At 69.2% G+C, this 24427-nt stretch carries 21 protein-coding genes and 1 pseudogene; 13 read left to right on the top strand and 9 right to left on the bottom strand.

Features of this window, described 5'->3' with window-relative positions; all coding sequences use genetic code 11:
• Nucleotides 1–17 precede the first annotated feature (17 nt).
• The 5 genes from atzF to Q9K23_RS02350 are packed head-to-tail and all read right to left on the bottom strand — an operon-like array spanning nucleotide 18 to nucleotide 6996.
• A complete protein-coding gene (gene atzF, locus Q9K23_RS02370; protein WP_305950379.1) occupies nucleotides 18–1715 on the bottom strand; it encodes an allophanate hydrolase in 1698 nt (565 codons plus the stop codon).
• On the bottom strand, nucleotides 1712–3772 hold the full coding sequence (locus Q9K23_RS02365) for a 5-oxoprolinase/urea amidolyase family protein (RefSeq protein WP_053776409.1): 2061 nt from the start codon (nucleotides 3770–3772) through the stop codon (nucleotides 1712–1714). The genes atzF and Q9K23_RS02365 overlap by 4 nt, the downstream gene beginning before the upstream one ends.
• A gap of 52 nt (nucleotides 3773–3824) precedes the next feature.
• Nucleotides 3825–4505, bottom strand: a complete 681-nt coding sequence (locus tag Q9K23_RS02360) for an urea amidolyase associated protein UAAP2 (protein WP_020794643.1) — start codon at nucleotides 4503–4505, stop codon at nucleotides 3825–3827.
• 26 nt (nucleotides 4506–4531) lie between these two features.
• Nucleotides 4532–5401: an urea amidolyase associated protein UAAP1 gene (locus Q9K23_RS02355; RefSeq protein WP_053776410.1), complete on the bottom strand. Its 870-nt coding sequence runs from the start codon at nucleotides 5399–5401 to the stop codon at nucleotides 4532–4534.
• A gap of 41 nt (nucleotides 5402–5442) precedes the next feature.
• The gene (locus Q9K23_RS02350; RefSeq protein ID WP_020789653.1) at nucleotides 5443–6996 is read right to left on the bottom strand and encodes an amino acid permease; all 1554 of its coding nucleotides are present in this window, start codon (nucleotides 6994–6996) and stop codon (nucleotides 5443–5445) included.
• A 156-nt stretch (nucleotides 6997–7152) separates the two neighbouring features.
• On the opposite strand from Q9K23_RS02350, the gene Q9K23_RS02345 reads away from it, so the two are divergent.
• The 3 genes from Q9K23_RS02345 to Q9K23_RS02335 all read left to right on the top strand — a co-directional run bounded on the left by Q9K23_RS02345 (nucleotide 7153) and on the right by Q9K23_RS02335 (nucleotide 10488).
• Nucleotides 7153–7800, top strand: coding sequence for a TetR/AcrR family transcriptional regulator (locus Q9K23_RS02345; protein ID WP_053776520.1), 648 nt, complete (start codon nucleotides 7153–7155; stop codon nucleotides 7798–7800).
• A gap of 10 nt (nucleotides 7801–7810) precedes the next feature.
• Nucleotides 7811–8611: an NRDE family protein gene (locus Q9K23_RS02340; protein WP_020789652.1), complete on the top strand. Its 801-nt coding sequence runs from the start codon at nucleotides 7811–7813 to the stop codon at nucleotides 8609–8611.
• Between the two features lie 965 nt (nucleotides 8612–9576).
• Complete coding sequence (locus tag Q9K23_RS02335; protein ID WP_152972611.1) at nucleotides 9577–10488, top strand: oxygenase MpaB family protein; 912 nt, start codon at nucleotides 9577–9579, stop codon at nucleotides 10486–10488.
• 10 nt (nucleotides 10489–10498) lie between these two features.
• On the opposite strand, the gene ald is transcribed toward Q9K23_RS02335, so the two are convergent.
• Nucleotides 10499–11614, bottom strand: a complete 1116-nt coding sequence (gene ald, locus Q9K23_RS02330; RefSeq protein WP_053776411.1) for an alanine dehydrogenase — start codon at nucleotides 11612–11614, stop codon at nucleotides 10499–10501.
• A 125-nt stretch (nucleotides 11615–11739) separates the two neighbouring features.
• Here ald and Q9K23_RS02325 point away from each other — a divergent pair, with 125 nt between their 5' ends.
• From Q9K23_RS02325 to Q9K23_RS02310, 4 genes are all read left to right on the top strand, one after another.
• Nucleotides 11740–12219, top strand: coding sequence for an Lrp/AsnC family transcriptional regulator (locus Q9K23_RS02325; protein WP_053776412.1), 480 nt, complete (start codon nucleotides 11740–11742; stop codon nucleotides 12217–12219).
• 71 nt (nucleotides 12220–12290) lie between these two features.
• Nucleotides 12291–13043, top strand: coding sequence for a 4-hydroxy-tetrahydrodipicolinate reductase (dapB, locus tag Q9K23_RS02320; RefSeq protein ID WP_020791602.1), 753 nt, complete (start codon nucleotides 12291–12293; stop codon nucleotides 13041–13043).
• Between the two features lie 20 nt (nucleotides 13044–13063).
• Nucleotides 13064–13570: a hypothetical protein gene (locus Q9K23_RS02315; RefSeq protein WP_020791598.1), complete on the top strand. Its 507-nt coding sequence runs from the start codon at nucleotides 13064–13066 to the stop codon at nucleotides 13568–13570.
• Nucleotides 13567–14019, top strand: coding sequence for an NAD(P)H-dependent oxidoreductase (locus tag Q9K23_RS02310; protein WP_020791599.1), 453 nt, complete (start codon nucleotides 13567–13569; stop codon nucleotides 14017–14019). Before Q9K23_RS02315 ends, Q9K23_RS02310 begins: the two co-directional genes overlap by 4 nt.
• 776 nt (nucleotides 14020–14795) lie before the next feature.
• Here Q9K23_RS02310 and Q9K23_RS02305 read toward each other — a convergent pair.
• Nucleotides 14796–15386, bottom strand: a complete 591-nt coding sequence (locus Q9K23_RS02305) for a TetR family transcriptional regulator (RefSeq protein WP_238403869.1) — start codon at nucleotides 15384–15386, stop codon at nucleotides 14796–14798.
• 57 nt (nucleotides 15387–15443) lie between these two features.
• Here Q9K23_RS02305 and Q9K23_RS02300 point away from each other — a divergent pair, with 57 nt between their 5' ends.
• The 6 genes and pseudogenes from Q9K23_RS02300 (at nucleotide 15444) to Q9K23_RS02275 (ending at nucleotide 20903) form a co-directional block, all read left to right on the top strand.
• Nucleotides 15444–15860: a hypothetical protein gene (locus Q9K23_RS02300; protein ID WP_261977702.1), complete on the top strand. Its 417-nt coding sequence runs from the start codon at nucleotides 15444–15446 to the stop codon at nucleotides 15858–15860.
• Nucleotides 15861–15906: 46 nt separating this feature from the next.
• On the top strand, nucleotides 15907–16740 hold the full coding sequence (locus Q9K23_RS02295; RefSeq protein ID WP_020791595.1) for a thymidylate synthase: 834 nt from the start codon (nucleotides 15907–15909) through the stop codon (nucleotides 16738–16740).
• A 44-nt stretch (nucleotides 16741–16784) separates the two neighbouring features.
• Nucleotides 16785–18248, top strand: a complete 1464-nt coding sequence (locus Q9K23_RS02290) for an ATP-binding protein (protein WP_152972612.1) — start codon at nucleotides 16785–16787, stop codon at nucleotides 18246–18248.
• Between the two features lie 57 nt (nucleotides 18249–18305).
• Nucleotides 18306–18806 carry a dihydrofolate reductase gene (locus Q9K23_RS02285; RefSeq protein ID WP_053776413.1) on the top strand — a complete coding sequence of 167 codons (501 nt, stop codon included), beginning with the start codon at nucleotides 18306–18308 and terminating at the stop codon, nucleotides 18804–18806.
• A gap of 8 nt (nucleotides 18807–18814) precedes the next feature.
• Nucleotides 18815–20052, top strand: a pseudogene (locus tag Q9K23_RS02280) (crosslink repair DNA glycosylase YcaQ family protein).
• An 86-nt stretch (nucleotides 20053–20138) separates the two neighbouring features.
• On the top strand, nucleotides 20139–20903 hold the full coding sequence (locus tag Q9K23_RS02275; protein WP_020790942.1) for an HAD-IIB family hydrolase: 765 nt from the start codon (nucleotides 20139–20141) through the stop codon (nucleotides 20901–20903).
• A 121-nt stretch (nucleotides 20904–21024) separates the two neighbouring features.
• Here the strand turns inward: Q9K23_RS02275 and Q9K23_RS02270 are convergent, their stop codons facing one another.
• Both Q9K23_RS02270 and Q9K23_RS02265 read right to left on the bottom strand, forming a co-directional pair.
• Complete coding sequence (locus Q9K23_RS02270) at nucleotides 21025–22497, bottom strand: amidase (RefSeq protein ID WP_053776414.1); 1473 nt, start codon at nucleotides 22495–22497, stop codon at nucleotides 21025–21027.
• Between the two features lie 69 nt (nucleotides 22498–22566).
• Nucleotides 22567–24231 carry an alkaline phosphatase D family protein gene (locus tag Q9K23_RS02265; RefSeq protein ID WP_053776415.1) on the bottom strand — a complete coding sequence of 555 codons (1665 nt, stop codon included), beginning with the start codon at nucleotides 24229–24231 and terminating at the stop codon, nucleotides 22567–22569.
• Nucleotides 24232–24427: the final 196 nt, after the last annotated feature.

The raw sequence follows: 24427 nt of genomic DNA, 5'->3' as shown, positions 1-24427 counted from the left end.
CCCACAGTCGCCTGATCTCACCACCGCGTCCTCGTGAGCGGGACACCCGCGGCACCGGCGTCGGCGGCACAGCCGAATCCGGTCACCCAGCGGCCGTCGTCGAGTTCGACCCTGCCCAGCGACATCGGGGAGGGCAGCGCCGCGAGGAACCCGCCGAGCGCAGCCGGTGACAGTGTCCACACCTCACCGTCGATCGCGGTCCCGGCATCGGGATCCCGGATGAGTCCGGGCTTGGCGGGTACGGTGTGGAGCTCGACCAGCCGATACGACGCGGCGGTGCGGACCTCGCCCGACCAGCGAGCCCCGCGATCGGCCAGTTCGTGTGTCAACGGACCACCGCGCATATGCGCCCCGAACACGGCGAGTTCGGTGCACTCGGCGTGCGCCTCCGGCCACGCTGCCCCGTTCGAGCCCACCCCGTTCGACACCACACCGTTCGAGCCGGTGTCGGTGAAGCGTCGGGCGAGGTCCATCACGACCGCGTCGTGATGGCCGCGACCGAGGAAGGTCACCCCGAACTGCGCGAGACCGCCGTCGGCCTCGGTGACCGTGCCGGCGGGCACGGCGACACCGCACAGGTCGAACAGATTGCAGAAGTTGGTGTAGGTGCCCATCCGGGAGTTCACGCCGACCGGATCGGCGGCCACCTCGGCCAGGCTCGGGTGCATCGGCGCGGTCGGGACCAGCAGGGCGGTGGCCTCACCCCACGACGCGAACGACTCGTCACGCAGCCGTGCGAGGGTGCGCCGGGCCCGGAGCAGATCGACCGCGCCGAACCGGTCGGCGGACCCGATGATCGAGGCCACCGTGGGATCGAGACCCACGGCATCGTCGTCTCCGGTCCGGGCGGCGTGCACGAACTCGCCGACGGCGTCGGATCGTTCGGCGACCAGTGCGTCCTCGTACAGCAGTCTGGCCGCGGCGAGGAACGGTGACAGGTCGATGGTCTTGACCCGCATGCCGGCCTGCTCGGCGCGGGCCACGGCGTCGGCGAAGGCCTCACCCCAGGCGTCGTCGAGTTCCGGGAGTTGTTCGGGGACCGCGAGAACCGGGGCCTCGGGTGCGGCGAGCGCACACGCCGGGCCGAAGGGGCGCGGGCCGGTGGCCGCGGCCATCGCCGCCGTCGCGCGGTCGGCGGTGGCCAGGTCGGCGGCCAGGACGGTGACGACGTCGATGCTCGCGCACGCCGGCACCACACCCACCGTCGACACCACCCCGACGGTCGGTTTGACCCCGACGATGCCCTGCAGGCCCGCCGGGACCCGACCCGACCCGGCGGTGTCGGTGCCGATCGCGATGTCGGCGAAGCCGAGCGCCACCGCGACCGCCGACCCCGAACTCGACCCGCCCGAGATGCGGTCGGGTCGGCGGGAATCACGCACCGCCCCATACGGACTGCGCGTACCGACCAGACCGGTCGCGAACTGGTCGAGATTGGTCTTGCCGATCACCACCGCACCCGCGGACCGCAATGCCGCCACCGCGGGGGCATCGGCGTCGGGGGTGAAGGCGAAGCCGGGACAGGCGGCGGTGGTGGGCAGACCGGCGACGTCGACGTTGTCCTTGACCGCCAGGATCAGCCCGGCCAGCGGGCCGCGTGCGGCCACCGACGCGGCGTACTCGGCGGCCACCTCGTCGCGTGGACGCAGGGTGATGAACACCTCCGGTCGGTCGGCGGCGTCGATGCGGGCGTAGATGTCGTCGATGCGGGTCATGCGACCTTCCCCTCCTCGGAGAGTGTGGATACGTCGGTGATGGTCGTGGCGGCGGTGATGTCCGGTGTGCGGCCGGCGGCGAACTCGCCGCCGAGCGCCCAGCGTCGGCGTTCCTCGTCACGGGCGCCTTCCATCGCGGTGCGGGTGGCGACGATGTCCTCGGCGTTGTCGGCCAGGAAGCGCTGGTGCTCGCCCAGGGAGAACGTGCCGTCGGTGATGCGGGTGGAGTCACCGCGCCCGGCGGCCACGTCGGCCCGCATGTCGAGCAGTTCCTCGGCGCTCACCGGGTACCAGCGGATGCGGTCGAAGAAGCGCAGCAGCCACGGGTGGTCGGGGTCGAAACCGTTCGCGGGCAGCGGATGCCGGTGATTCCACACCTGCGTGGTGCGGCCGACGAACTGGTAGCCGCCCGGCCCCTCCATGCCGTAGATGCACATGTAGGCGCCGCCGATCCCGACCGCGTTCTCCGGGGTCCAGGTGCGTGCCGGGTTGTATTTGGTGGTCACCAGGCGATGCCGCGGGTCGAGCGGGACCGCCACCGGCGCACCGAGATACACATCACCGAGGCCCAGGACGAGGTAGTCGGCGTCGAAGACGATGCGGTGGACGTCGTCGACGGAGTCCAGACCGTTCATCCGGCGGATGAACTCGATGTTCCAGGGACACCACGGGGCGTCGGAGCGCACCCCCAGCATGTAGCGTTCGATGGCCTCGCGGGTTGCCGGATCATCCCACGACAGCGGCAGTTCCACGGTACGGCTGGGTACCACCAGATCGGTGGCGGCAGGCAGCTGCGCTTCGCATTCGGTGAGCCACCGGCGCATCGCGGTCTGCGACCACACATCCGGATCGGCCTTGACCTGCAGCGAACGGATACCCGGGGTGAGGTCGATCAGGCCGCGCGGTGACTCCGCGGCGATCCGCTCGGCCAGGGCGTGCACCCGGGCGCGCAACTCCAGATCCAGGCGCATGTCGCCGTATTCGACGAGGATGTTGTCGTCGCCGGAGCGGCGGTAGGTCACCTCGGTGGTGCCGTCGGCGGTGGTGGTGCGACCGAGGATGCCGTGGTCGGCGTCGCCGCCGGTGGACAGGACGTGCGCGAAATTCGCCCGCCGGGCCGCACCGAGCTCGCCGGGGGACGCCGCCGCGGTGGCCTTGATCGCGACGAACCGCACGGTGTCGCCGGGCTTGAGCTGTCCGAGCTTCCAGCGGTCGGCGGCGACGACGGTCACCGGGCAGACGAATCCACCGAGGCTCGGGCCGTCGGGGCCGAGCAGGATCGGGGTGTCACCGGTGAAGTCGAGCGCACCCACCGAGTAGGCGTTGTCGTGGATGTTCGACGGGTGCAGGCCGGCCTCACCGCCGTCGGTCCGCGCCCACCGCGGCTGCGGGCCGATCAGGCGGATGCCGGTGCGGTCGGAGTTGAAGTGCACCTGGTACGCCGTGGACATGAGGTCCTCGACGTCGTCCTCGGTGAAGAACTCCGGGGCCGAATGCGGCCCGACGGTCACCGCGAGCTCCCACGAATCGGTCAGTGCGGGTTGCTCGTCGGAGGAGATCCGGGTCGCCGTGCGGATCGGCTCACCCGCCAGCGCGAGGGTGTCTCCGTCGGACAGGGTGCGCCCGTCCTTGCCGCCGAACCGGCCCATGGTGAAGGTGGACCGGCTGCCGAGATACTCCTGCGCGTCCAGGCCGCCACCGACCGCGACGTACACCCGCAGCCCCAGCCCGTCCACCATGCCGATGTCGAGGACCTGACCGGCATCGAGGTGGATCGGAACCCATTGCGCCACGGCCGTTCCGTCGACGGAGACCGGGACCGGGGCGCCGGTGACGGCCACCACGGTCGGGGCGTCGAAGCGGAGCCGGGGCCCGGCCAGAGTGGCCTCGAGCCCGGCCGCCGACGCCGGGTTGCCGACCGCCCGGTTCGCCAGCCGGAACGAGAGGTCGTCCATCGGCCCGGACGGCGGAACCCCGATGTTCCAGTAGCCCACCCGGCCCGGCCAGTCCTGGATGGTGGTCAGCGGACCGGCCCGCAGGATGTCCATCGTGGTCATTGTCGTCACCTCGGAAGTCGTTGCAGCAGTGTGGTTCAGGTGGGATCGATGGTCAGGCGCCGGGCCGGGTGACGATCACCCGGACGGCGGTGGGATCGAATCCGTTGCAGGGGTTGTTGATCTGCGGGCAGTTGGACACCAGGACCAGGGTGTCGGCGTCGGCGCGCAGGGCCAGACGTTTCCCGGGTGCCGAGCGCCCGTCGACGATGCCCAGCGCACCGTCCGGGTCGACCGGCACGTTCATGAAGAAGTTGACGTTGCCGACGAGGTCACGCTTGCCCAGCCCGTGCCGGGCACCGCCGATCAGGAAGTTCTCCACGCACGCGTGCTGATGCTTGGTGTGGTGGCCATAGCGCAGCGTGTTGGACTCCTGCGAGCAGGCACCACCGAGGGTGTCGTGGTTGCCGACCTCGTCGGCGACGATCGTCATCATCGGCTGCGACTCCTGATCGCGGATCACCGAGCCGGTGGTCAGGAAGATGTTGCCCTGTGCGGCGATCGTGGCCTGCGCCGAATACCGGATGGTGTGGTCGTTGCCGCCGTAGAACAGGGTGTCGACGGCCTGGTTGCCGAACAGGTCGACGATGGTGAGCACGTCGCCGGCGGCGACGATCCCCGACCAGGGGGAGCGTTCGGCGACGATCTCGTCGGCGATGACGGTGCCGCCGACGAGGGCCAGATCGGCGGCCGGGACGGTGGTCGGGTCGGTGCGGGGTGAAGCGGTGATGGTCATGGTGGTCTCCGGGGTGGTGAGCGCGATCAGAGGTGGGCGGCGAGGTGGGCGTCTTCGCTGTTGGCGACGGCGCGGGCGTACTCCGGATCGGCCGTGACGGCCTCGGGGCCCAGTGCCCCGCCGACGAGGGCGTCGAGGTCGGCACCGGCCCGCCAGGCGAGCACTTCGATTGGGCCGCAGGTGAACTCCGACGCCGGGTCGAGCGGATGGGCGGTGTTGGCGATGGCGACGATCACCGGCAGATGCACGATCAGCTCCACCGCGGTGTCCGGGCCGGCAGATCCGGTGGAGACCAGCGCACCGTCGTCGGCGACGGTGACCCCGTGGAAGAAGGAGAGCGAGGGTGCGACATCGGTGGCGGTCAGCCCGTTCTTGGCCGCGGCGAGCAGCAGTAGCTCCCGCCCGGCGGGGGTGGCCGAGTAGGCCTCGCCCGCACCGAATTTCGCGGTGTTGTCGGCGAGGGTGGTGGTACCGCACAGGGCGTCGTGGTGGGCGCTGGTGTCGTCGACGAGGGTGGCCAGCACCCGTCCCTGGTCGCTGAGCAGGGGATGGCCGGTGCTCAGGTACGCCTGCCATGGCACCTTGACGGTGTCGGCGACGTTGAGCCGCTCCCAGGGGGCATCGGCACGCCAGAGCAGCAGATGCGCGCACGCACCGCCGGTCAGGTCACGCAGGCGCAGCCGGGTCCCGCGGGCGAGGACCTTGGTGGTGTAGCGCCCACCCGGCACCGTCTCGGCCCAGGTCAGTGCGGTGGCGTCGACACCTGCGGGAGGGGTGGGCCAGTCGGTGGCGGGTACCACCGGCATCGCGCCGGTGATGGTGCGGGACTGGGCGCGGGCGTGCTCGCGGGCCCCGGCGGTGGTGGCGGTACCCGCGGCGGTTGTGGCGGTGGTCATGGAGATCTCCTCGAAGGCTTTGTGGTGCAGACGGTTCGGGATCAGGCGGTCGGATTGCCGACCGGGCGGGGATGGGTCTTGCCGTGCGGGAAGCAGGCGATACCGACCAGGACGGTGACGGCGATACAGATCGGGCCGGCCCAGCGCAGGATGGGCATCTCGCCTGCCGGGTCGAAGACCTCGGCGCGCGGCCAGGCCAGGTTGATCACCATCAGAGCCCCGTAGATCACCGCGAGGGCGTTGACGACGATCCCGAAACGGCCGAGCCCGAACAGCTTCCTGCCCTCGGCGTCGACGGCTACGGTGCCCTTCGGCCAGCCCTGCAGGCGGCGGTAGAGCATCGGCGCGGTGACCGCGAGGTAGGCCAGGTAGATCAGGATGATGCAGACGCTGGCAAGGGTTGCGAAGATCGCCGAGTTGCCGACGTTGACCAGCAGGATCGCGATGCAGGCGCCGCCGATCAGGATGGCCGGCGCGATCGGGGTTCCGGTGCGCGAGTTGACATGTGACAGGGTCGAGGAGAACGGGAGCCGGCCGTCGCGGGCCATCGAGAACATCAGCCGCGAGCAGGCGGTCTGGATGGCCAGGGTGCAGATGAAGATCGCCACCGCGACATCGCACAGCAGCACCTTGCCCCAGAAGCTGCCGAGGACCGAGTCGAGCACGTAGGGCAGTCCGCCGACGGCGAGTTCTTCACCGAGGGTGGGGGCGGCCATCAGGGCGCCGAGCAGCATCAGGCCGCCGCCGATCGCCGAGACGGTCAGCGCCATCCGGATGGTGCGTGGGGCGACACGACGCGGATTCTTGGTCTCCTCGGCGAGCTCACCGGCCGAACCGAAGCCGACCATCACATAGGCCGCCATCAGACCGGAGACGATGAACGCCCAGATGTAGCCGGGCTGTTCGCCGGGGACGCCGGTGTCGAAGACGACGCCGGGACCGCGTCGGGCGTGGGTGAACAGGGCCAGGACCACCGCGACCACACCGACGAGTTCGCAGGTGACGCCGATGTTGTTGACCAGGCTCATCCAGCGCACCCCGACACAGTTGATCGCGGTGACCACGACGATCAGGATCGAGCCGAGCAGTACCGCATTGGCGGCGCCGGAGGTGGTGGTCAGGGTCGGGTCGTCGCCGATGATCTGGAATCCCGACCACACGCTGGGCAGCACCACCTGCAGGGCGATCGCCGCGGCCGATGCGGTGACGATCTGGGCGATCATCATGAACCAGCCACCGAACCAGCCGATCACCTCACCGCCCATCCGGCGCGACCACTGATAGATGGCACCTGAGAGGGGGTAGCGGGCGGCGATCTCGGCAAAGCACAGGGCGACCAGGAACTGGCCGGCGTAGACGATCGGCCATGTCCAGAAGAAGGCCGGGCCGCCGAAACCGAAGCCCAGACCGAACAACTGGAAGATGGTGGTGAGGATGGAGACGAAGGAGAACCCCGCGGCGAACGAGGCGAACTTGCCCAGCGAGCGGTGTAGTTGCTGGTCGTAGCCGAAGGCGGAGAGATCGTCGGCGTCCTGGCGGATGGTGGGTGACCCGGCCCCCTGATCGGTGGGTGAGGTCGGTGCGGTTGCGGTCATGCGATGTCCTTCGAACGAGAGCTCCCCGTCGAGCGTTTATCTGTCGAGTGATAGATAACCGCCCGGATTTTTCTGTCGGGTGATAGTTATGTTTCGGGTTCGGTAACTTCGGTGACGGCCGTGTTACGTCGCGGCCGACGAATCCGGGAGGTGTACATGCCTGCGACGGCAGGTCGCGCGACGCCCGGCCGTGGGCGTCCACGGTTGGAGCAGCCGAAACGCGATGCGACGACGGCGCGCGAGGAGATCCTCGACGCCGCCGCCGAACTCTTTGTCCGACACGGCTACAGCGGAACCTCGACGCGGATGATCGCCGACGCCGTCGGCGTCCGGCAGTCTTCGCTCTACCACCACTTCAAGAACAAGGACGATCTCCTCGCGGCCCTGCTCGAGACCACGGTGGTGGGTCCGCTCGGCCATGCGCGCGCACTACTCCACGCCGACGGGCCGGCGCTCGACCGTCTGCTCGACCTCGCCGAATTCGATGCCCGCCAGCTCGTCGAGGCGCGGTGGAACCTCGGATCGCTGTATCTGCTGCCGGAGGTCGCCGACGAGCGCTACGCCGAATTCCGGCTGGCCCGAAGGGCGTTGGCCGACGTCTATGAGCAGCTCAGCGTCGCGGTACTCGGTGACGCCGCCGACGACCGGCGTCTGCTGCCGTTCCGGATGGTCGAGTCGATCATCATGCTCCGCTCCGACGAGGAGCGCGGCGAACTCGCCGACCACTCCGCCGGCGACCTCGTTCCCACCATCGTCGCCGCGATCGCGTCGCTGGTGTCTTCGCCCCCGCACGCGCACGACTAGGCTCGACGGCGTGTGCCTGATCCTGTTCGCGCTCGACGTCGACCCGCGACACCGGCTGGTCCTGGCCGCCAACCGCGACGAGTTCCACGCCCGCCAGACCGCGGGCGTACACCGCTGGGATGACGAACCCATCCTCGGCGGACGGGACCTCACGGCCGGCGGCACCTGGCTGGGTGTATCCACCCGCGACCCGAAACACCCTGCCGCCGCGGGTGATACACGACTCGCCCCGGGGGTTCATACCCGGCTCGCCGCGGTCACCAACGTGCGTGACGGCGTCGCCGTCCCGGATCCCACCAAGCGGTCCCGCGGACGACTGCCGGTGGACTTCCTGGTCGGCGACAGCTCGGCCGAAGATGCCGCCCGAGACCTGGTGGCACACGCCGAGGAATACGCCCCGGTCAACCTCGTCGTCGACGACGGCGTCGAGATGTGGTGGGCCACCAATCATTTCGGTCCCGTTTCACGACGCGTCGAACCGGGTGTGCACGGACTGTCCAACGGCCGGCTCGACGAGGGGTGGCCCAAGGTGCGGACCGGGATCGCCGGCCTGTCGACGCATGTCGGCGACGATCCGACGACGCTGCTCGACATGCTCCACGACCCCACCACGGCCGACCCGGCGTCGTTGCCGCACACCGGTGTCCCCGCCGCCCAGGAACTCGGGCTGTCGGCGATGTTCGTCGACCTGGGGGAGTACGGCACCCGCGCGAGCACCGTCGTCCGCATCGGTGCCGACGGCCACGGTGATCTCGCCGAGCGCCGGTACGCCCCGGATGCCCGGTCGGAGACCTCGACCTTCACCTGGTGAGGTCGGCGCGACAACAGTCCGCCGCCAGCATGGATGGTCGAGCCGAGGTGCGGATCTGTAGTGTCGGCAACCGGCTCAGGTGTGGTCCCTTCACGGTGGCAGCTGACCACCATGGATGGTCGAGCCGGGACCGAGCCGCTGGCCGAGGACCCGTGTCGAGGCCCGGTGACCCGATCGTGTTCGCAACCACCTCGGAGGTGGTCACCATCTGAACTTGGCCGTCGGAGGTTTCGACTCGTCTCGTCGCTTCGCTCCTCATCGGCTCAACCAGCAGAAACGCCACCTCGGATGGTCGTTCCTGAGGTGTGGATCTGTGGTGTCGGCGACCACCTCGGAGGTGGTCGTGGCGGGCTGCGACACCACCGTGGATGGTCGAGCCGGGACCGAGCCGCTGGGCGAGGACCCGTGTCGAGGCCCGGTGACCTGATCGTGTTCGCGACCAGCTCGGAGGTGGTCGCGGCGGGCTACGGCACCACCATGGATGGTCGAGCCGGGACCGAGCCGCTGGGCGAGGACCCGTGTCGAGGCCCGGTGACCTGATCGTGTTCGCGACCAGCTCGGAGGTGGTCACCATCTGGACTTGGCCGTCGGAGGTTTCGACTCGTCTCGTCGCTTCGCTCCTCACCGGCTCAACCAGCAGAAACGCCACCTCGGATGGTCGATCCTGAGGTGAGGATCTGTGGTGTCGGCGACCACCTCGGAGGTGGTCGCGGCGGGCTACGACACCACCATGGATGGTCGAGCCGGGACCGAGCCGCTGGGCGAGGACCCGTGTCGAGGCCCGGTGACCCGATCGTGTTCGCGACCACCTCAGAAGTGGTCACCCGATGATTGAGCAGGTCGTTGTCGCGGTCGACCACCATTGACCGACGGGCGGGGGAGACGTACCGTCATATCTGGATACGTATGTTTCCAGAAGTGGGGTCGGGATGGCGGGTCAGGTGACGATTCGGAGGCAGCAGAACATGAGGCGGGCGCCGACGACGCTGTTCGACCTGGTCACCACGCTCGGTCTGACCAGCGGGGTCGCCAACATCATCATGCAGCTGTCGTTGCCGCCGGTCGGATATGGCGTCAACGAGAGCCGCGTGGCATCGGGGAGCCCGCGCCGCTACCCGATCAAGCGGGCCCGCACCACCGGCCAGTACCTCGTCGTGGCGGTGATCGGCACCGACGCCGACCGCGACCTGATGCGCGCCGAGATCGCCGAGGCGCACAAGGCGGTGGTCTCCGAACCCGACAGCCCGGTCCGCTACAGCGGCAACTCGCCGGAACTGCAGAAATGGGTCGCGGCCTGCCTGTTCCGCTTCTATCTCGACCAGTACACCCTGCTCTACGGCGAACTCACCGAGCCCGAGCTCGATGTGCTGACGCGCGCCGCCGAACCGCTCGCCACCGGCGTCAACGTCCGTGCGCGGGCGTGGCCGACGAGCTGGGCGGAGTTCACCCGGTACTGGGAGTCCCGGCTCGGTGACCTGGCGATCGACCCGCCTGTCCGCCACGACTTCGAGACCCTCTCGGATCTGGAGTTCATCGTCGAGGCGTGGGGGCCGCTCGGCAAGCCGTTCCCGATGCTGCTCGGGCCGTCGTACCGGTACCTGACCCGCGCCAACCTGCCGGCCGAGTTCCGTGACCTGATGGGGTGGGAGTGGTCGGAGCGTGACGCCCGACGGTTCGAGCGGGTGAAGAGCGTGCTGCGTGTTGCCGACCGGTTCGGTGGACGGGCATATGTGCGCGCCGTCTATCGCATCCAGCTCGCCGACTTCCGGATTCGCGTGCGGCTCGGCATGCCGGTGCTCGGGCCCCTCCGCGTGTCGGACGTGCCGATCAAGGACGGCGGCGCGCAACGCTGGATCACCAGGCATCTCACCGGATGACCCTTGCCGGTCAGTGATGCGGGAACGGATTCGGCGTCACCGACAACCCCTGGGCTGCACCCACTTCGGGGCTGAACAGCTCGCCGTCGTGGGTGCTCAGGCCCGCCGCGAGGGAGGGATCGGCGGCCAGGGCGCGCTCCCAGCCCTGATCGGCCAGCCGGAGCACATACGGCAGCGTCGCGCCGGTCAGGGCGTGGGTCGACGTGCGGGCGACGGTGCCCGGCATGTTGGCCACGCAGTAGAAGACGGTGTCGTGCACGGTGAACGTCGGATCGTCGTGGGTGGTGGGGTGCGAGTCGGCGAAGCAGCCGCCCTGATCGATCGCGATGTCGACCAGCACCGCCCCCGGATGCATCTGCGCCACCAGCTCGTCGGAGACCAGCACCGGGGCCTTCGCACCGGGGACCAGGACCGCACCGATCACCAGGTCGGCGTCGACGACGGCCTCCGCCACCGCCGACGAGGTGCTGTAGCGGGTGTGCACCCGACCGGCGAAGCGTGCGTCGACGGTGCGCAACCTGGCGATGTCGACGTCGAAGACCGTCACCTGCGCACCCATCCCGACGGCGATGGTCGCCGCGTTCACCCCGGCCACACCGGCGCCCAGGATCACCGTGCGGGCGGGTTCGGTGCCGGGGGTGCCGCCCATCAGCACGCCGCGTCCGCCCGCCGACCGCATCAGGTGATAGGCGCCGACCTGTGGGGCCAGCCGCCCGGCCACCTCGCTCATCGGTGCCAGGAGCGGCAGCGAACCGTCGGCGGCGCGCACGGTCTCGTAGGCGATGGCCGTGGTGCCCGCGGCGAGCAAGGCGTCGGTGCCGGCGGGGTCGGCGGCCAGGTGCAGGTAGGTGAACAGGGCCTGCCCGGCGCGCAGGTGCGGGTACTCGGCCGGGGTCGGCTCCTTGACCTTGACGATCAGCTCGGCCTGGTCCCACACCTCCTCGGCGGTGGCCAGGATCTGGGCGCCGGCCTGCTTGAAGTCGGCGTCGGTGATCGCCGATCCGATCCCCGCACCGGCCTGCACGATCACCTCGTGGCCGCGGTGGGTCAGCTCGGTGACACCCGCCGGAGTGGCGGCAACGCGGTCCTCGTGGTTCTTGACCTCGGTGGGGATACCGATTCGCATGGTGACCTCATTCCTCGCAGGAACTACTGTCGAGGGTGAAGTTCCGTCGGGGCTCTCGCAACAATTCTGACGATGATTCTCGATCAGGCCTGATCGGTGAAGAACCGGCGACATCGGAGGTGTCCATGCCCGACGATCTGAAGGATGTTCGGCCGCAACTCGATCACGTCGACCGGCAGATCCTGCGGCATCTGCAGGCCGATGCCCGAGTCACCAACGCCGACCTCGCCCACGCCGTAGGGATCGCGCCGTCGACCTGCCACGGACGGGTGCGGCGCCTCGTCGACCTGAAGGTGATCCGCGGCTTCTTCGCCGACGTCGACCCGGCCGCCGTCGGACGGCCGCTGCGCGCGATGGTCGCGGTGAGTCTGCAGTCGGATGCGCGGGGTCAGATCCGGCGTTTCGTCGCCGACATCACCGGACACGACGAGGTGATCGACGTGTTCTTCCTGGCCGGCAAGGACGACTATCTGCTGCACGTCGCCACCGCCGACACCGAGGCGCTGCGACGGTTCGTCGAGATGCTCAACTCGCGTCGGGAGGTCGCCGGCACCACCACGTCACTGGTGTTCGAGCACCTCCGCGGCGACGCGCCGATCTTCTGAGCGACGCCCCGAACCGGGCGACGCCGGTGGCTGCATAGACTTGACCGCAGCACCCACGACGAAAGGCTGGCATGGCTCAGGGCATCAGGGTTGGCGTCTTCGGTTCCAACGGCAAGGTCGGTCGCGCGATCGTCGCCGGGATCGAGGCAGCCGACGACCTCGTCTACACCGCCGGCGTCGACAAGGGCGACGCACCGGAATTCTTCTCCGACACCGACACCCAGGTCGTCGTCGACTTCACCCACCCCGACGTGGTGATGAACAACCTGAAGTTCTTGATCGAGAACGGGATTCACGCCGTGGTCGGCACCACCGGCTTCACCGACGAGCGACTCGCCCAGGTCCGCGAGTGGCTGTCGGCGGCCCCCGGCGTGGGCGTGCTGATCGCCCCGAACTTCGCGATCGGTGCCGTGCTGTCGATGCGGTTCGCGCAGGCCGCCGCCCGCTTCTACGACTCGGTCGAGGTGATCGAACTGCATCACCCGAACAAGGCCGATGCGCCGTCGGGTACCGCCTACCGCACCGCCTCCCTGATCGCCGAGGCGCGCGCTGCGGCCGGTGTCGGCAAGAGTCCCGACGCCACCACCACCGAACTCGAGGGCGCCCGCGGTGCCGAGGTCGACGGCGTCCGCGTGCACTCGATCCGCCTCGCCGGTCTCGTCGCACACCAGGAAGTGCTGCTGGGGACGCAGGGCGAGACCCTCACCATCCGCCACGACTCGATGGACCGCACCTCCTTCGTCCCCGGTGTGCTGCTCGGTGTGCGCGGGATCGGTGACCGTCCGGGCCTGACCGTCGGCCTCGACGACCTGCTCGACCTCTGACGACGAGGATGCCTGCGACCATGCCTGCCGACCCCAAGCCCAAGAAGCCCCGCGGGGGTGACGCCCGCCCGACCATCTGGATGATCGGGTTCTTCGTCGTCGCACTGTGCGTGTACTTCGTGATCCTCGGCAAGCGGGCGATCGACCTGATCGCCGAGGGGACCGCGGTCGGGATCGTGCTGGGTCTGGCGGTGCTGTTCCTGCCGCTGCTCGGCGTCTGGATGGTGGTCTCGACGCTGCGTTCGGGCATCGAACACCAGAAGCTGGCCCGGATCATCTCCGAGCAGGGGCGCGAACTCGACGTGTCCGATCTGCCGCGCCGGCCTTCCGGGCGGATCGAACGCGACGCCGCCGACACCTTGTTCGCACAGGTCAAGCAGGAGTGGGAGGCCGATCCCACCGACTGGCGCAACACCTATCGGATCGCCCGCGCCTACGACTACGCCGGTGACCGCGGGCGTGCGCGGCAGATGATGAAGCGTGCCTGCGAGCAGTTCCGCGAATCCCCGGACGGCCGGGGCGCATGAGCCGGCTGCTGATCGTCCACCACACGCCGTCGCCATTCTGCCAGGCGATGTTCGAGGCGGTGATCAGCGGGGCGACCGACCCCGAGATCGAGGGCGTCGAGGTGGTCCGCCGGGCCGCGTTGTCGGTGACGGCCAGTGACTTCCTCGACGCCGACGGCTACGTCCTCGGGACACCGGCGAACCTCGGGTACATCAGCGGGGCCCTCAAGCATGCCTTCGACTGTGCGTATTACCCGATCCTGGACGCGACGCGCGGTCGGCCGTTCGGGGCCTACCTGCACGGCAACGAGGGCACCGAAGGCGCCGAACGCGCGATCGACACGATCACCACCGGACTCGGTTGGGAGAAGGTCGCGCAGTACGTTGCGGTGTCGGCGAAGCCCGGCAAGGACGACCTCGAGAAGTGCTGGGAGCTCGGTGCGACGGTGGCCGCGCAGCTGATGGGGTAGTCGAGGTGGTGACCACCTCCGAGGTGGTTGCCGACACAACAGATCCTCACCTCGGGATCGACCATCCATGGTGGTTGCGCGCTGTTTTTGCTGGTTGAGCCGGTGAGGAGCGGAGCGACGAGGCGTGTCGAAACCTCTGTTGGCCGATGTCGGGTGGTGATCACCTCTGAGGTGGTTACCGGCAATCGCGTCTCGCGGGGTCTCGACTCGGGTCCTCGCCTGGCGGCTCGGTCCCGGCTCGACCATCGAAGGGTTGCCGGGGTCTCGACACGGGTCCTCGCCTGGCGGCTCGGTCCCGGCTCGACCATCGGAGGTGGCTGGTTGAGCCGGTGAGGAGCGGAGCGACGAGGCGTGTCGAAACCTCTGTCGGCCGATGTCGGGTGGTGATCACCTCTGAGGTGGTTACCGACAATCGCGTCTCGCCGGGTCTCGACTCGGGTCCTCGCCTGGCGGCTCGGTCCCGGCTCGACCATCGAAGGGTTGCCGGGGTCTCGACACGGGTCCTCGCCTGGCGGCTCGGTCCCGGCTCGACCATCGGAGGTGGCTGGTTGAGCCGGTGAGGAGCGGAGCGACGAGGCGTGTCGAAACCTCTGTCGGCCGATGTCGGGTGGTGATCACCTCTGAGGTGGTTGCGAACATTGTCGGGTTACGGGGTCTCGACACGGGTCCTCGCCTGGCGGCTCGGTCCCGGCTCGACCATCGAGGGTGGTTGCCGACATGACGGATCCTCGCCTCGGAGGCTCGGCCATTCATGGTGAGGGGGAGTCGATGGGCGCTCAGCCGGTGGGCGGCGTCACCACCAGCAGACGACACCACGCGTCGTGGAGCCAGTCGGCAAAACGTTCGCGCGTCCAACCTCGTTCGACGACCAGCAGTGTGAAGTACTCCGAGCCGTTCATCGTCCAGATGATGTCGGCGACCTCGTCGATCGTCAGGTCGGCGCGCAACCGGCCCGATCCGGCGAGGTCGGCGGCGAGATGGCGCATGTTGTCGGCGCGTCGACGGGTGATCTCGGTCCACAGGTCGGCGAGATCGGGGTCTGCGTCGGCGGCAGCTCTCAAGACCACGAACAGCGGTGACAGCCGCGATTGCAGTGCCGTGACGGCGTCGGCGTAGATCCGAAGTTTGGCGCCGATATCGGGTTCGGCGCGCATCCGGACGGCGTAGTCGCGCCGGGCGCCCGGCACCGCATGCGCCGTCCCCGACAACGCGATCTCGATGAGCTCGCGGAACACCACCGGCTTACGGCCCACCGTCGCATAGACGGTATCGGGTGAGACCTCGGCGTCGCGGGCGATCGCCGCGATCGTGGTCGCCGCATAACCGTTGGTGATGAACAACTCTCGAGCCGCGGTGAGGATACGCATGCGGGTCTGTTCGGCGGCCGCACGGCGCCTGGTCGAGTCGTAGCGCCGCGTCGCACGATGCTCGGCCTGGGCGTTGACTGCGTCGGCCGCCGGGCCTACCCTTGGTCTATCCATATTGATCCGATATTACCTCGGATGAAAAAGGGGATGATCGCCATGGCGTTCTATGCATGGACTCAGAACGTGCCGATCACGGCCGAGATCTACGACGAGATCGATGCGCGGATCGGTACCACGCCGATGCCGGGCCTCATCGTCCATCTCACGATCGAGCACCCCGACAAATCGATCGGCTACCTGGATGTGTGGGAGTCGCAGGAGGCATGCGACAAGGCGGTCGACGCGGTCGTGCACCCCGCCGTTCATCCGGTCCTCGCAGCCCGGGGTATCCACCCGCCGGGGGAGCCGCCGCGGATGCCGACCACGGTGCTCGATGTCCGCTTCGGTGACGGGACCACGGTACGGCCCACGTGAGGGCCGCCGAGCCCGGGCAACCCCGGCACGTCCTAGACTGGCCGTCGTGAGCGACGCGATCCGAGACCAGGCATCGGCGGAGGTGGTCCCGACTCCGTACGAAGACCTGCTCCGCCTCGTCATGGACACCGGCACCCCCAAGGCCGATCGCACCGGAACCGGGACCCGCAGCATCTTCGGTGCACAGCTGCGGTACGACCTCTCGGCGGGATTTCCGCTGATCACCACCAAGAAAGTCCACCTCAAGTCGATCGTCTACGAACTGCTGTGGTTCCTGCGCGGTGACTCCAACGTCAAGTGGCTGCAGGAGCAGGGCGTCACGATCTGGGACGAGTGGGCCGACGCCGACGGCGAGCTGGGGCCGATCTATGGCGTGCAGTGGCGCAACTGGCCGACCCCGTCGGGTGAGCACATCGACCAGATCTCGGCCGCACTCGAGATGCTCAAGTCCAATCCGGATTCACGGCGCAACATCGTGTCGGCGTGGAACGTGGGCGAGATCCCGCAGATGGCGCTGCCCCCGTGCCACGCGTTCTTCCAGTTCTACGTCGCCGACGGCAAGCTGTCGTGTCAGCTCTACCAGCGCAGCGCCGATCTGTTCCTCGGGGTGCCGTTCAACATCGCCTCGTATGCGTTGCTGACCCACATGATGGCCCAGCAGGCCGGGCTCGAGGTGGGTGACTTCGTGTGGACCGGCGGCGACTGCCACATCTACGACAACCACGTCGAGCAGGTCACCCGCCAACTGTCACGTGAACCGTTCCCGTATCCGAAACTCGAACTGCGTCAGCGTGATTCGATCTTCGACTACGAGTACGACGACATCGCCGTGGTGCGATATCAGTCGCATCCGGGGATCAAGGCGCCGGTCGCCGTCTGAGAGGTCCGAGGGTTCACCGCCGCGTGGTCTAGCCTTGACGAGTGGTGGTCAGCGACTCAAATCTTCATCTCGACGGGATCGCGGGAATCCTCGATCAACTTCACGGCGCCGCGCTCCTGTGGGATCCGGAGGCATCCGAACCGGTCTGGATGAATCGCGGGGCGGCCGAGGTCACTGCCGAATGGGACCCCGACTGGCGCCGGCACTTCCTCCCGGAGTCCACCGGGGGCTCCGACACGCCGGCCACGATCCAGGCGAAGGCGCACGGGGTCGACCGGTCGGTCCGGGCCCGCTGTGTGGACCTCGACGTCGACGGCGAGCCGCGACTGCTCGTCCATTTCGACATGCCGACCAGGCGAACGGTCGAGGACGAACTGACGCTGACCGCGACCTATGTCGAGGCGCTGAGCCGGCACACCGCGGCCGGATTGCTGGTGCTCACCGCCGACGGGGTGGTCCTGCACGCCACCGCCCGTGTCCTCGAACAGTTCGACCTCACCCGGGGTGAGCTCGTCGGTCGCCCGATCACCGACCACGCCGCGGTCACCGCGGGCGACGCCGACGGGTGGTCGTCGGTAGTGGAGGCGATGGACCCCATCGCGACGGTGCAACTGGCACTGAAGACGCCCTCGCCCCGCACCCCGGAGTTCCTCGGCGGAACCCTCGAACGCGTCCCGCAACGCCCCGACCACGAACTGCTGCTGTCGGTGTACGACATCTCCGATCGGGTCCGTCGGGAACAGCAACGGTCGCGGGACGCCGAGCACCAGAACTACCTCGCCCGCTACAACGTGATGGGTGATCTCGCGATGGCCGTCGCCCACGAGCTCGGCCAACCACTCACCGCCGCACGCAATTTCCTCGCCGTCACCCGGTCCGCGATGTCGCCGCCGCCGGAGTCTCCGTCCGCGATCTCCCCGCCATCGATCTCGGAGACCGACCGGGCCGACACCGCGCGGTACGGGCTCGACGGCGCCGACCGTCAGATCGACCGCGCGGCGAGCATCATCACCAGCATGCGCAGGTTCGTCGGGCACGTCGATCACGCGCAGGAGGAGATCGACCTCAACGTCATCGTCGAGGAATGTCTCTACTTCATCGGGCTGCGTGCCGAGGACTCTTCGGTGACAGTCGAATTCGACCGTGCCGCAGAGCCGGTTCCGGTTCGGTGCGAGCGGGTGCTGACCGGCCAGGTGATCCTGAACCTGTGCTTCAACGCCGTCGACGAGATGGCGGCGAGCCCGGAACCGGTCCGCACGATCGGGCTGCGGACCCGATCGGAGGGCGGGCTCGGCATCTTCGCGGTGGAGGACCGCGGACGGGGATTCACCGGTGACCCGTTCACCGATCCGTTCACCTCCAAGGACAACGGCAGCGGGATCGGCCTCGCACTGAGCTACCGGATCATCACCCGCCAGGACGGCGAGATCTGGGCGAAGCGCCTGGCGGTGGGTTCGGAGTTCGGGTTCGCACTACCGGCGGTTCCCGACCCCGCCGGGCGGCGGTAGCCTGGGGCTCATGAGCGCAGGTCACATCGTCGTCGGGGTTCGAGGGGAGGCCGCGTGATGGGCGGGATCACGCTGGTGTGGGCACAGGACCGGGTCGGGGCCATCGGCCGGCGGAACACCATCCCGTGGCGTGTTCCCGAGGACATGGCCCGCTTCCGTGAGGTCACCGGCTCGAAGGCGGTGGTCATGGGGCGGCGCACCTGGGATTCCCTGCCGGAACGCTTCCGCCCGCTGCCCGGCCGCCGCAACATCGTGGTGACCCGCACGATCGATCTTCGGCTCGACGGCGCCGAGGTCACCCACAGCGTGCCCGATGCGCTGGCGCTCGCCGGAGCCGACGCCGTGGTGATCGGGGGCAGCGAGATCTACTCGGCCGCCATCGATCTCGCGACACATCTGCGGGTCACCGAGATCGACGTGCTGGTCGAGGAGGCCGACGCCTTCGCCCCCGTCGTCGACGAGTTGCGGTGGGAGCGGGCCGGTGAGGGACAGTGGCTGCGGTCGAGCAGCGGGACCCACTACCGCTTCGTCGACTACATCCGGCACACCGCGCACTGATCCCGGGAATGACCCCCACCGACATCTCGGCCGCACAGGCGCGCCGAATCGCCCTCGTGGCACAGGGTTTTGCCGATCGTCGCCCGGCCGGTGCGGTCACCCTGCGACATCTCGACCGGGTCGTCGGGCGCACCCGGCTGGTGCAGATGGATTCGGTCAACGTGGCCGTCCGCGCGCACTATCTCCCGCTGTTCAGCCGCCTGGGAGCCTACGACCGCACCCTGCTCGACCGCGCGGCCTGGCGACCGGGGCGCGGCGCACGCCGGCTCACCGAGTACTGGGCCCACGAGGCGGCGCTGATCCCGGTCGAGGACTGGCCGTTGTTCGCGTTCCGGATGGCCGACTACCGCGACGGGCGGTACCGCCACACCCGCGATCTGATGCGTCGCCACCGGGCCCTGGCCGCCGACGTGCGGGCGGTGATCGACGAGGTGGGGGCGTCCACGCCGCGTCGGATCGAGGACTCGCTGGGCATCGAACGGTCGCCGCGACGCTCCGGCGGCTGGTGGGATCGCGGTGAGGTCAAACATCTCTGCGAGGCCATGTTCGCCGCCGGAGATCTCGCCGCCACCCGCGACGAGTCCTTCGGCCGCCACTACGACCTCACCGAACGGATCGTCGGCGCCGACATCGCGACCCGCGTGGTCGAGAGGTCCGAGGCCATCGGTGAACTCGTCGTGCGTGCGGCGTCGGCCCACGGCATCGCCACCGTCGCCGATCTGGCCGACTACTACCGGCTCAAACCCGCCGAGATCCGTTCGGCGGTGGCCGATCTCGTCGACGCGGGCGCAATCCTGCCGGTGCGGGTGGAGAACTGGCGCGACGAGGCATATCTGCACGCGGAGGCCGCGGTGCCGAGTCGGGTGCGCAACGCGGGTGAGCCGCGCAGCGCGATCCTCTCACCGTTCGACCCGCTCGTGTTCTACCGGCCCCGCACCGAGCGGGTCTTCGGCTTCCACTACCGGATCGAGATCTATGTGCCGGCACCGAAACGGGTGCACGGGTACTACGTCCACCGTACCTGCTCGGCGACGATCTCGTGGCCCGCGTCGACCTCAAGGCCGACCGCGCCCGGGGCGTCCTACAGGTACCCGGGGCCTTCGTCGAGGACGGCCACGATCCCGATGTGGTGGCGCACCGACTGGCCGCCGACCTCGCCGCGCTCGCCGAATGGCTGGGGCTCTCGGCCGTCGAGATCGGAACGCGAGGGTCACTCACATCACATCTGCGGCGAATCGCCAGGTGAGCTCTGCGCCGGTGTCGCCGACGGCGACCGGTTTTGACATGCTTGTCACCGCGGACACACCGCACCCGGACGACACAGGAGACAGCATGACGGTGACCTACGGCGATCGTGAGTATCGACTGGTGATGTTCGATCTCGACGACACCCTGGCGCCATCCAAGAGTCCCCTCGACGACCAGATGGTCACCGTGCTGCGCACCCTGCTCGGCGAGGCGTTGGTGTGCATCATCTCCGGCGGCCGCTACGAGCAGTTCCGGATGCAGGTGCTCGACCGCATCGGTGACATCGCCGAACTCGACAACCTGCACCTGATGCCCACCTGCGGCACCCAGTACGTGCGCCGCAACGGCACCGAGTGGGAGACCGTCTACGCCGAGGACCTCACCGACGACGAGAAGCAGCGCACCCTCGCGGCACTCGAGACCGGCGCCAAGGAACTCGGCGTGTGGGAGACCGAGACCTGGGGCCCGATCCTGGAGGACCGCGGCTCGCAGATCACCTTCAGCGCCCTCGGACAGTCGGCACCGGTCGACGCCAAGAAGGCCTGGGATCCCGATGGTGCCAAGAAGGCCGCGCTGCGCGCCTACGCCGCCGAACGGCTGCCCGACCTCGAGGTCCGCAGCGGTGGCTCGACGTCGGTCGACGTCACCCGGAAGGGCATCGACAAGGCCTATGGCGCACAGAAACTCATGGAGATCCTCGGCCTGGGCCGCGACGACATCCTGTTCTACGGCGACCGCCTCGACGAGGGCGGCAACGACCGCCCCGTCCTCGACCTCGGCATCACCTCGGTCGCCGTGGACGGCTGGGAGGACACCCACGCTCGCCTCGTCGAACTCCTCGGACGCTGACGCTCCCCGGCACCCGCAGCGCGAGAATCGCACCGCCGCACAGGTATCGACACACCGATGTCGGGTGGGATGCGGAAGGCCCACGCGGCCTTCCGCATCCGACACCGGGCGGGGGAGCCGGCTAGCGGATCTGCGGTCGGCGATCCGGATCGGGGTGCAGACCCTCGATCTCGGCCGCCAGCGAGATCAGCAGGGGCTCACCGCCGGTCGGCCCGACGAGCTGTGCGCTCTGCGGTAGTCCGGCGGCGTCGAATCCGATCGGGACCGCTGCGGCGGGATTGCCCAGGACATTCCACGCCGCGGTGTAAGACGCCACATCCGAGGCGAGACGGGTCAGGCCGACGGTGCCGTGGCGGTCGAGCTGACCGACCGGCATCGCGGTGGTCGGCGTGGTCGGGGTGAGCAGCACGTCACACCGGGAGAACAGTTCGGCGAGAAAGCGTTTCGCGGTCTTGTCGGCGCTGCGCTCGGCCCGGCCCACCACATGACGGGCCAGGCGCCCGGCCGATGCCATCCGCCGGGTACGGGCCTCCAGCAGTTCCGGGAACTCCACCCGCGCCGCCTCCTCGGCCACACCGGTCGCCACCTGGATCTGGAAGGGCACCGCGAGCTTCGGATACCGCACCGTGTCGACCGACCCGTCGTCGTCGATCACGGTGTGACCGGCGGTGCGCAGCCGGTCGGCGAGTCCGCGCAGGGCGACGGTCGTCGCATCGTCGGCGACGCTGCCGCCCATCGGATTTCGCGTCGACAGCAGGATACGCAACCGCCGTGGCGGCAGTGCCGCGGCCTCGGCGAACGTCGACTCCAGCGGGTCGGCGCGGAACCGGTCGGTCTCGGCGGCCCCGGAGATCACGTCGTAGATCAGGGCGCTGTCGGCGACGGTACGGGTCAACGGTCCGAGCGTGCCCAGCGCCCGCCACAGGTCCGGGTTCGGTGCGGTGGGCACCCGACCGCGTTGCGGTTTGAGTCCGAACAGCCCGCACCAGCTCGAGGGCAGACGGATCGACCCGCCACCGTCGCCGCCGATGCCCGCGGCCACCATCCCGGAGGCGACCGCGGCCGCGGTGCCGCCACTCGATCCGGCCGGCGAGCGCCCGGGATCCCACGGATTGCGGGTCCAGCCGTTCGCGGCCGACTCGGTGAACGGCCAGATCCCGAACTCGGGCATCCGGGTCTTGCCGATGATGATCGCCCCGGCCTCGCGTAGCCGCCGGACCAGCTCCGAATCCGCCTGTGCCGGAGTCCGAACCGAGCCGCCGCCGTAGGCCGTGGGCAGTCCGGCGACGTCGTTCTCGTCCTTGATCGCGATCGGCACCCCGTGGAGCGGGCCGAGCGGACGCCGGGCCTGGCAGTCGGCGTCGAGGCGGTCTGCGGTCGCGCGCGCCTCGTCGGCGAGCACGTGGGCGAACGCGTTGAGGTGGCGGTCGCAGCGCGCGATCCGGTTCAGCGAGTGCTCGACGAGCTCACGTGCGGTCACCTCGCCGTCGGCCACCCAGCGTCGTTGCTGTACGACGGTGCTGAAGTCGAGCGAACTCGACCCCGGGGACGGATTCGGATGATCGGGGCGGTGGGTCGATCCGTCGGCGGTCATGGCACCTGGCTCCGGGACGTCATCGGTCCATTGTGGTCGAGATCGGCGTGCGGGGCGAGTGGTCGGTCGCTACCGCTCGATCGGCCCGGCCGCCGGGCTGACCCGCTGGGTACCGTTGCCCACCCGGTAGGACTTGGCGAGGTACTGCCCGGACTTCGGGTCGGTCTTGTCGTTGAGGAAGTACCAGTCCATCTGTGCCGCAGCCGGTGTCACGGTGAACACCGAGTAGCCGTGGGCGTCGAAGTCGTTCCACCGCACGTGCCGGTTGACCGCGGTCAGCGCCGACGACACCACCGAACCCGCGGTGTGCTCGGGCACCTTCACGATGTCGTCGATGTTGCTCGATGTGACGGAGGTGACCACGAGCTCGGTGGCGACCGTCCCGCCGCCCGGATACGCCGCGGCGTCCACCGGGATGTCGCACGCCCACGACGAATGGATGTCGCCGGTGATGAACACGACGTTGTCGACGTGCCGCGAGCGGATCGTGTCGAGCAGACGCCGGCGATCGGCGGTGTAGCCGTCCCACTGATCCGGGTTGTAGGGGAGGCCGCCCTCGGGTAGGCCGAGCATCTCGGTGATTGCGGCGGTGTTCTTCTGGTCCAGCGGCGGGATCACCACCGGGGTGATCATCACCGGATTGCCGACGATCTTCCAGCGGGTGGCGGAGCTGGTCAGACCGTTGGTCAGCCAGTTCATCTGGGCGGCACCGGTGATCGACCGGTTCGGGGCGTCGATGTCCCGCGAGGTCATGGAGACCTGCTCGTCGCGATAGGTGCGCAGGTCGAGCATCGACAGTTCGAGCAGGGTGCCGAACCGCAGGCGGCGGTACAGATGACGGCCACCGGCATCGGCGGCCGGGCGCACCGGCATCCACTCGTAGTAGGCGCGTTCGGAGGCGGCCTTGCGGGCGGCCCAGTCACCCTCGGACGCCTGGTGGTTCTCCGCGCCGCCGCGCCACGAGTCGTTGGCCGATTCGTGGTCGTCCCAGGTGCAGATCCACGGCAGCCGGCGATGCAGCTCGGCCAGATCAGGGTCGGTCTTGTACTGCGCGTGGCGGATCCGGTAGTCGGTAAGGCTGACGATCTCGTGCCGCGGGGCGTGGGTGCGCACCACGCCGGTCTTGCCGGTGTACTCGCCGGTCCCGTACTCGTACAGGTAGTCGCCCAGGTGCACGATCGCGGTGAGATCCGGGTGGTTGCGCAGATGCCGGTACGCGCCGAAGTATCCGGCCTCCCAGTTGGCACACGAGACCACGCCGAACCGCACGCGTGACACGTCGGCGTCGGTGGCCGGTGCCGTGCGGGTGTGGCCGATCGGCGACACCGCACCGCTCGCCGGCCCCGAGGTCACGCGGAATCGGTAGGCGTAGCGGGTGTCGGGGGACAGGCCGCCCGCATCCACCTTGACCGTGAAGTCGGCATCGGCGACGGCCTGGGCCGATCCGGAGGCGACGACGGTGCCGAAGGACTCGTCGCGGGCGATCTCCCAGGTGACCGCCGACGACGGTCCGCGACCCGAGCCGGGGGTCGCGGAGGGCGTGGCGGTGATCCGGGTCCACAGGATCACCCGGTCCGGCAGGGGATCGCCGGAGGCGACGCCGTGGGCGAACACCCGGCGGTCACCGGTGCCGCCGGAGGCCGGGGCGGCGGTGGCGCGGGCGGCGTGGGCGAGGACGGGTGCGGCGACGGACAGGGCGGCTGACGTCCGGAGCAGATTTCGGCGCGTGGTCACGGGGGATCATTGTGCGGCATCTCGGGCACTTCGCCCGGCAGGTGTCCGGGCAATGTGCAGGTGGCGTCGCCCGATTCACGTGATCGTCGACCAGAATTCACCTCCGATCGTCCTGATCGTCTGATCAAGTTCGACGGGGAGCCGGGCCCGGGCCGTCGGTGCACGACAGATGCGGGGTGGGCGCGGCCGCGGGGTA

Source organism: Gordonia sp. NB41Y, from assembly GCF_030718915.1.
GTDB lineage: Bacteria > Actinomycetota > Actinomycetes > Mycobacteriales > Mycobacteriaceae > Gordonia > Gordonia desulfuricans.
Note: the sequence above shows the minus strand (reverse complement) of the source record. Positions and strands in the feature narration are given on the sequence as shown.

Excerpts from the sequence above, each read along its gene's own strand:
- atzF (WP_305950379.1), bottom strand. The coding sequence starts at position 1,715 with ATGACCCGCATCGACGACATCTACGCCCGCATCGACGCCGCCGACCGA.
- Q9K23_RS02365 (WP_053776409.1), bottom strand. The coding sequence starts at position 3,772 with ATGACCACGATGGACATCCTGCGGGCCGGTCCGCTGACCACCATCCAG.
- Q9K23_RS02360 (WP_020794643.1), bottom strand. The coding sequence starts at position 4,505 with ATGACCATCACCGCTTCACCCCGCACCGACCCGACCACCGTCCCGGCC.
- Q9K23_RS02355 (WP_053776410.1), bottom strand. The coding sequence starts at position 5,401 with ATGACCACCGCCACAACCGCCGCGGGTACCGCCACCACCGCCGGGGCC.
- Q9K23_RS02350 (WP_020789653.1), bottom strand. The coding sequence starts at position 6,996 with ATGACCGCAACCGCACCGACCTCACCCACCGATCAGGGGGCCGGGTCA.
- Q9K23_RS02345 (WP_053776520.1), top strand. The coding sequence starts at position 7,153 with ATGCCTGCGACGGCAGGTCGCGCGACGCCCGGCCGTGGGCGTCCACGG.
- Q9K23_RS02335 (WP_152972611.1), top strand. The coding sequence starts at position 9,577 with ATGAGGCGGGCGCCGACGACGCTGTTCGACCTGGTCACCACGCTCGGT.
- ald (WP_053776411.1), bottom strand. The coding sequence starts at position 11,614 with ATGCGAATCGGTATCCCCACCGAGGTCAAGAACCACGAGGACCGCGTT.
- Q9K23_RS02325 (WP_053776412.1), top strand. The coding sequence starts at position 11,740 with ATGCCCGACGATCTGAAGGATGTTCGGCCGCAACTCGATCACGTCGAC.
- dapB (WP_020791602.1), top strand. The coding sequence starts at position 12,291 with ATGGCTCAGGGCATCAGGGTTGGCGTCTTCGGTTCCAACGGCAAGGTC.
- Q9K23_RS02315 (WP_020791598.1), top strand. The coding sequence starts at position 13,064 with ATGCCTGCCGACCCCAAGCCCAAGAAGCCCCGCGGGGGTGACGCCCGC.
- Q9K23_RS02310 (WP_020791599.1), top strand. The coding sequence starts at position 13,567 with ATGAGCCGGCTGCTGATCGTCCACCACACGCCGTCGCCATTCTGCCAG.
- Q9K23_RS02305 (WP_238403869.1), bottom strand. The coding sequence starts at position 15,386 with ATGCGTATCCTCACCGCGGCTCGAGAGTTGTTCATCACCAACGGTTAT.
- Q9K23_RS02300 (WP_261977702.1), top strand. The coding sequence starts at position 15,444 with ATGCTCGGCCTGGGCGTTGACTGCGTCGGCCGCCGGGCCTACCCTTGG.
- Q9K23_RS02285 (WP_053776413.1), top strand. The coding sequence starts at position 18,306 with ATGGGCGGGATCACGCTGGTGTGGGCACAGGACCGGGTCGGGGCCATC.
- Q9K23_RS02275 (WP_020790942.1), top strand. The coding sequence starts at position 20,139 with ATGACGGTGACCTACGGCGATCGTGAGTATCGACTGGTGATGTTCGAT.
- Q9K23_RS02270 (WP_053776414.1), bottom strand. The coding sequence starts at position 22,497 with ATGACCGCCGACGGATCGACCCACCGCCCCGATCATCCGAATCCGTCC.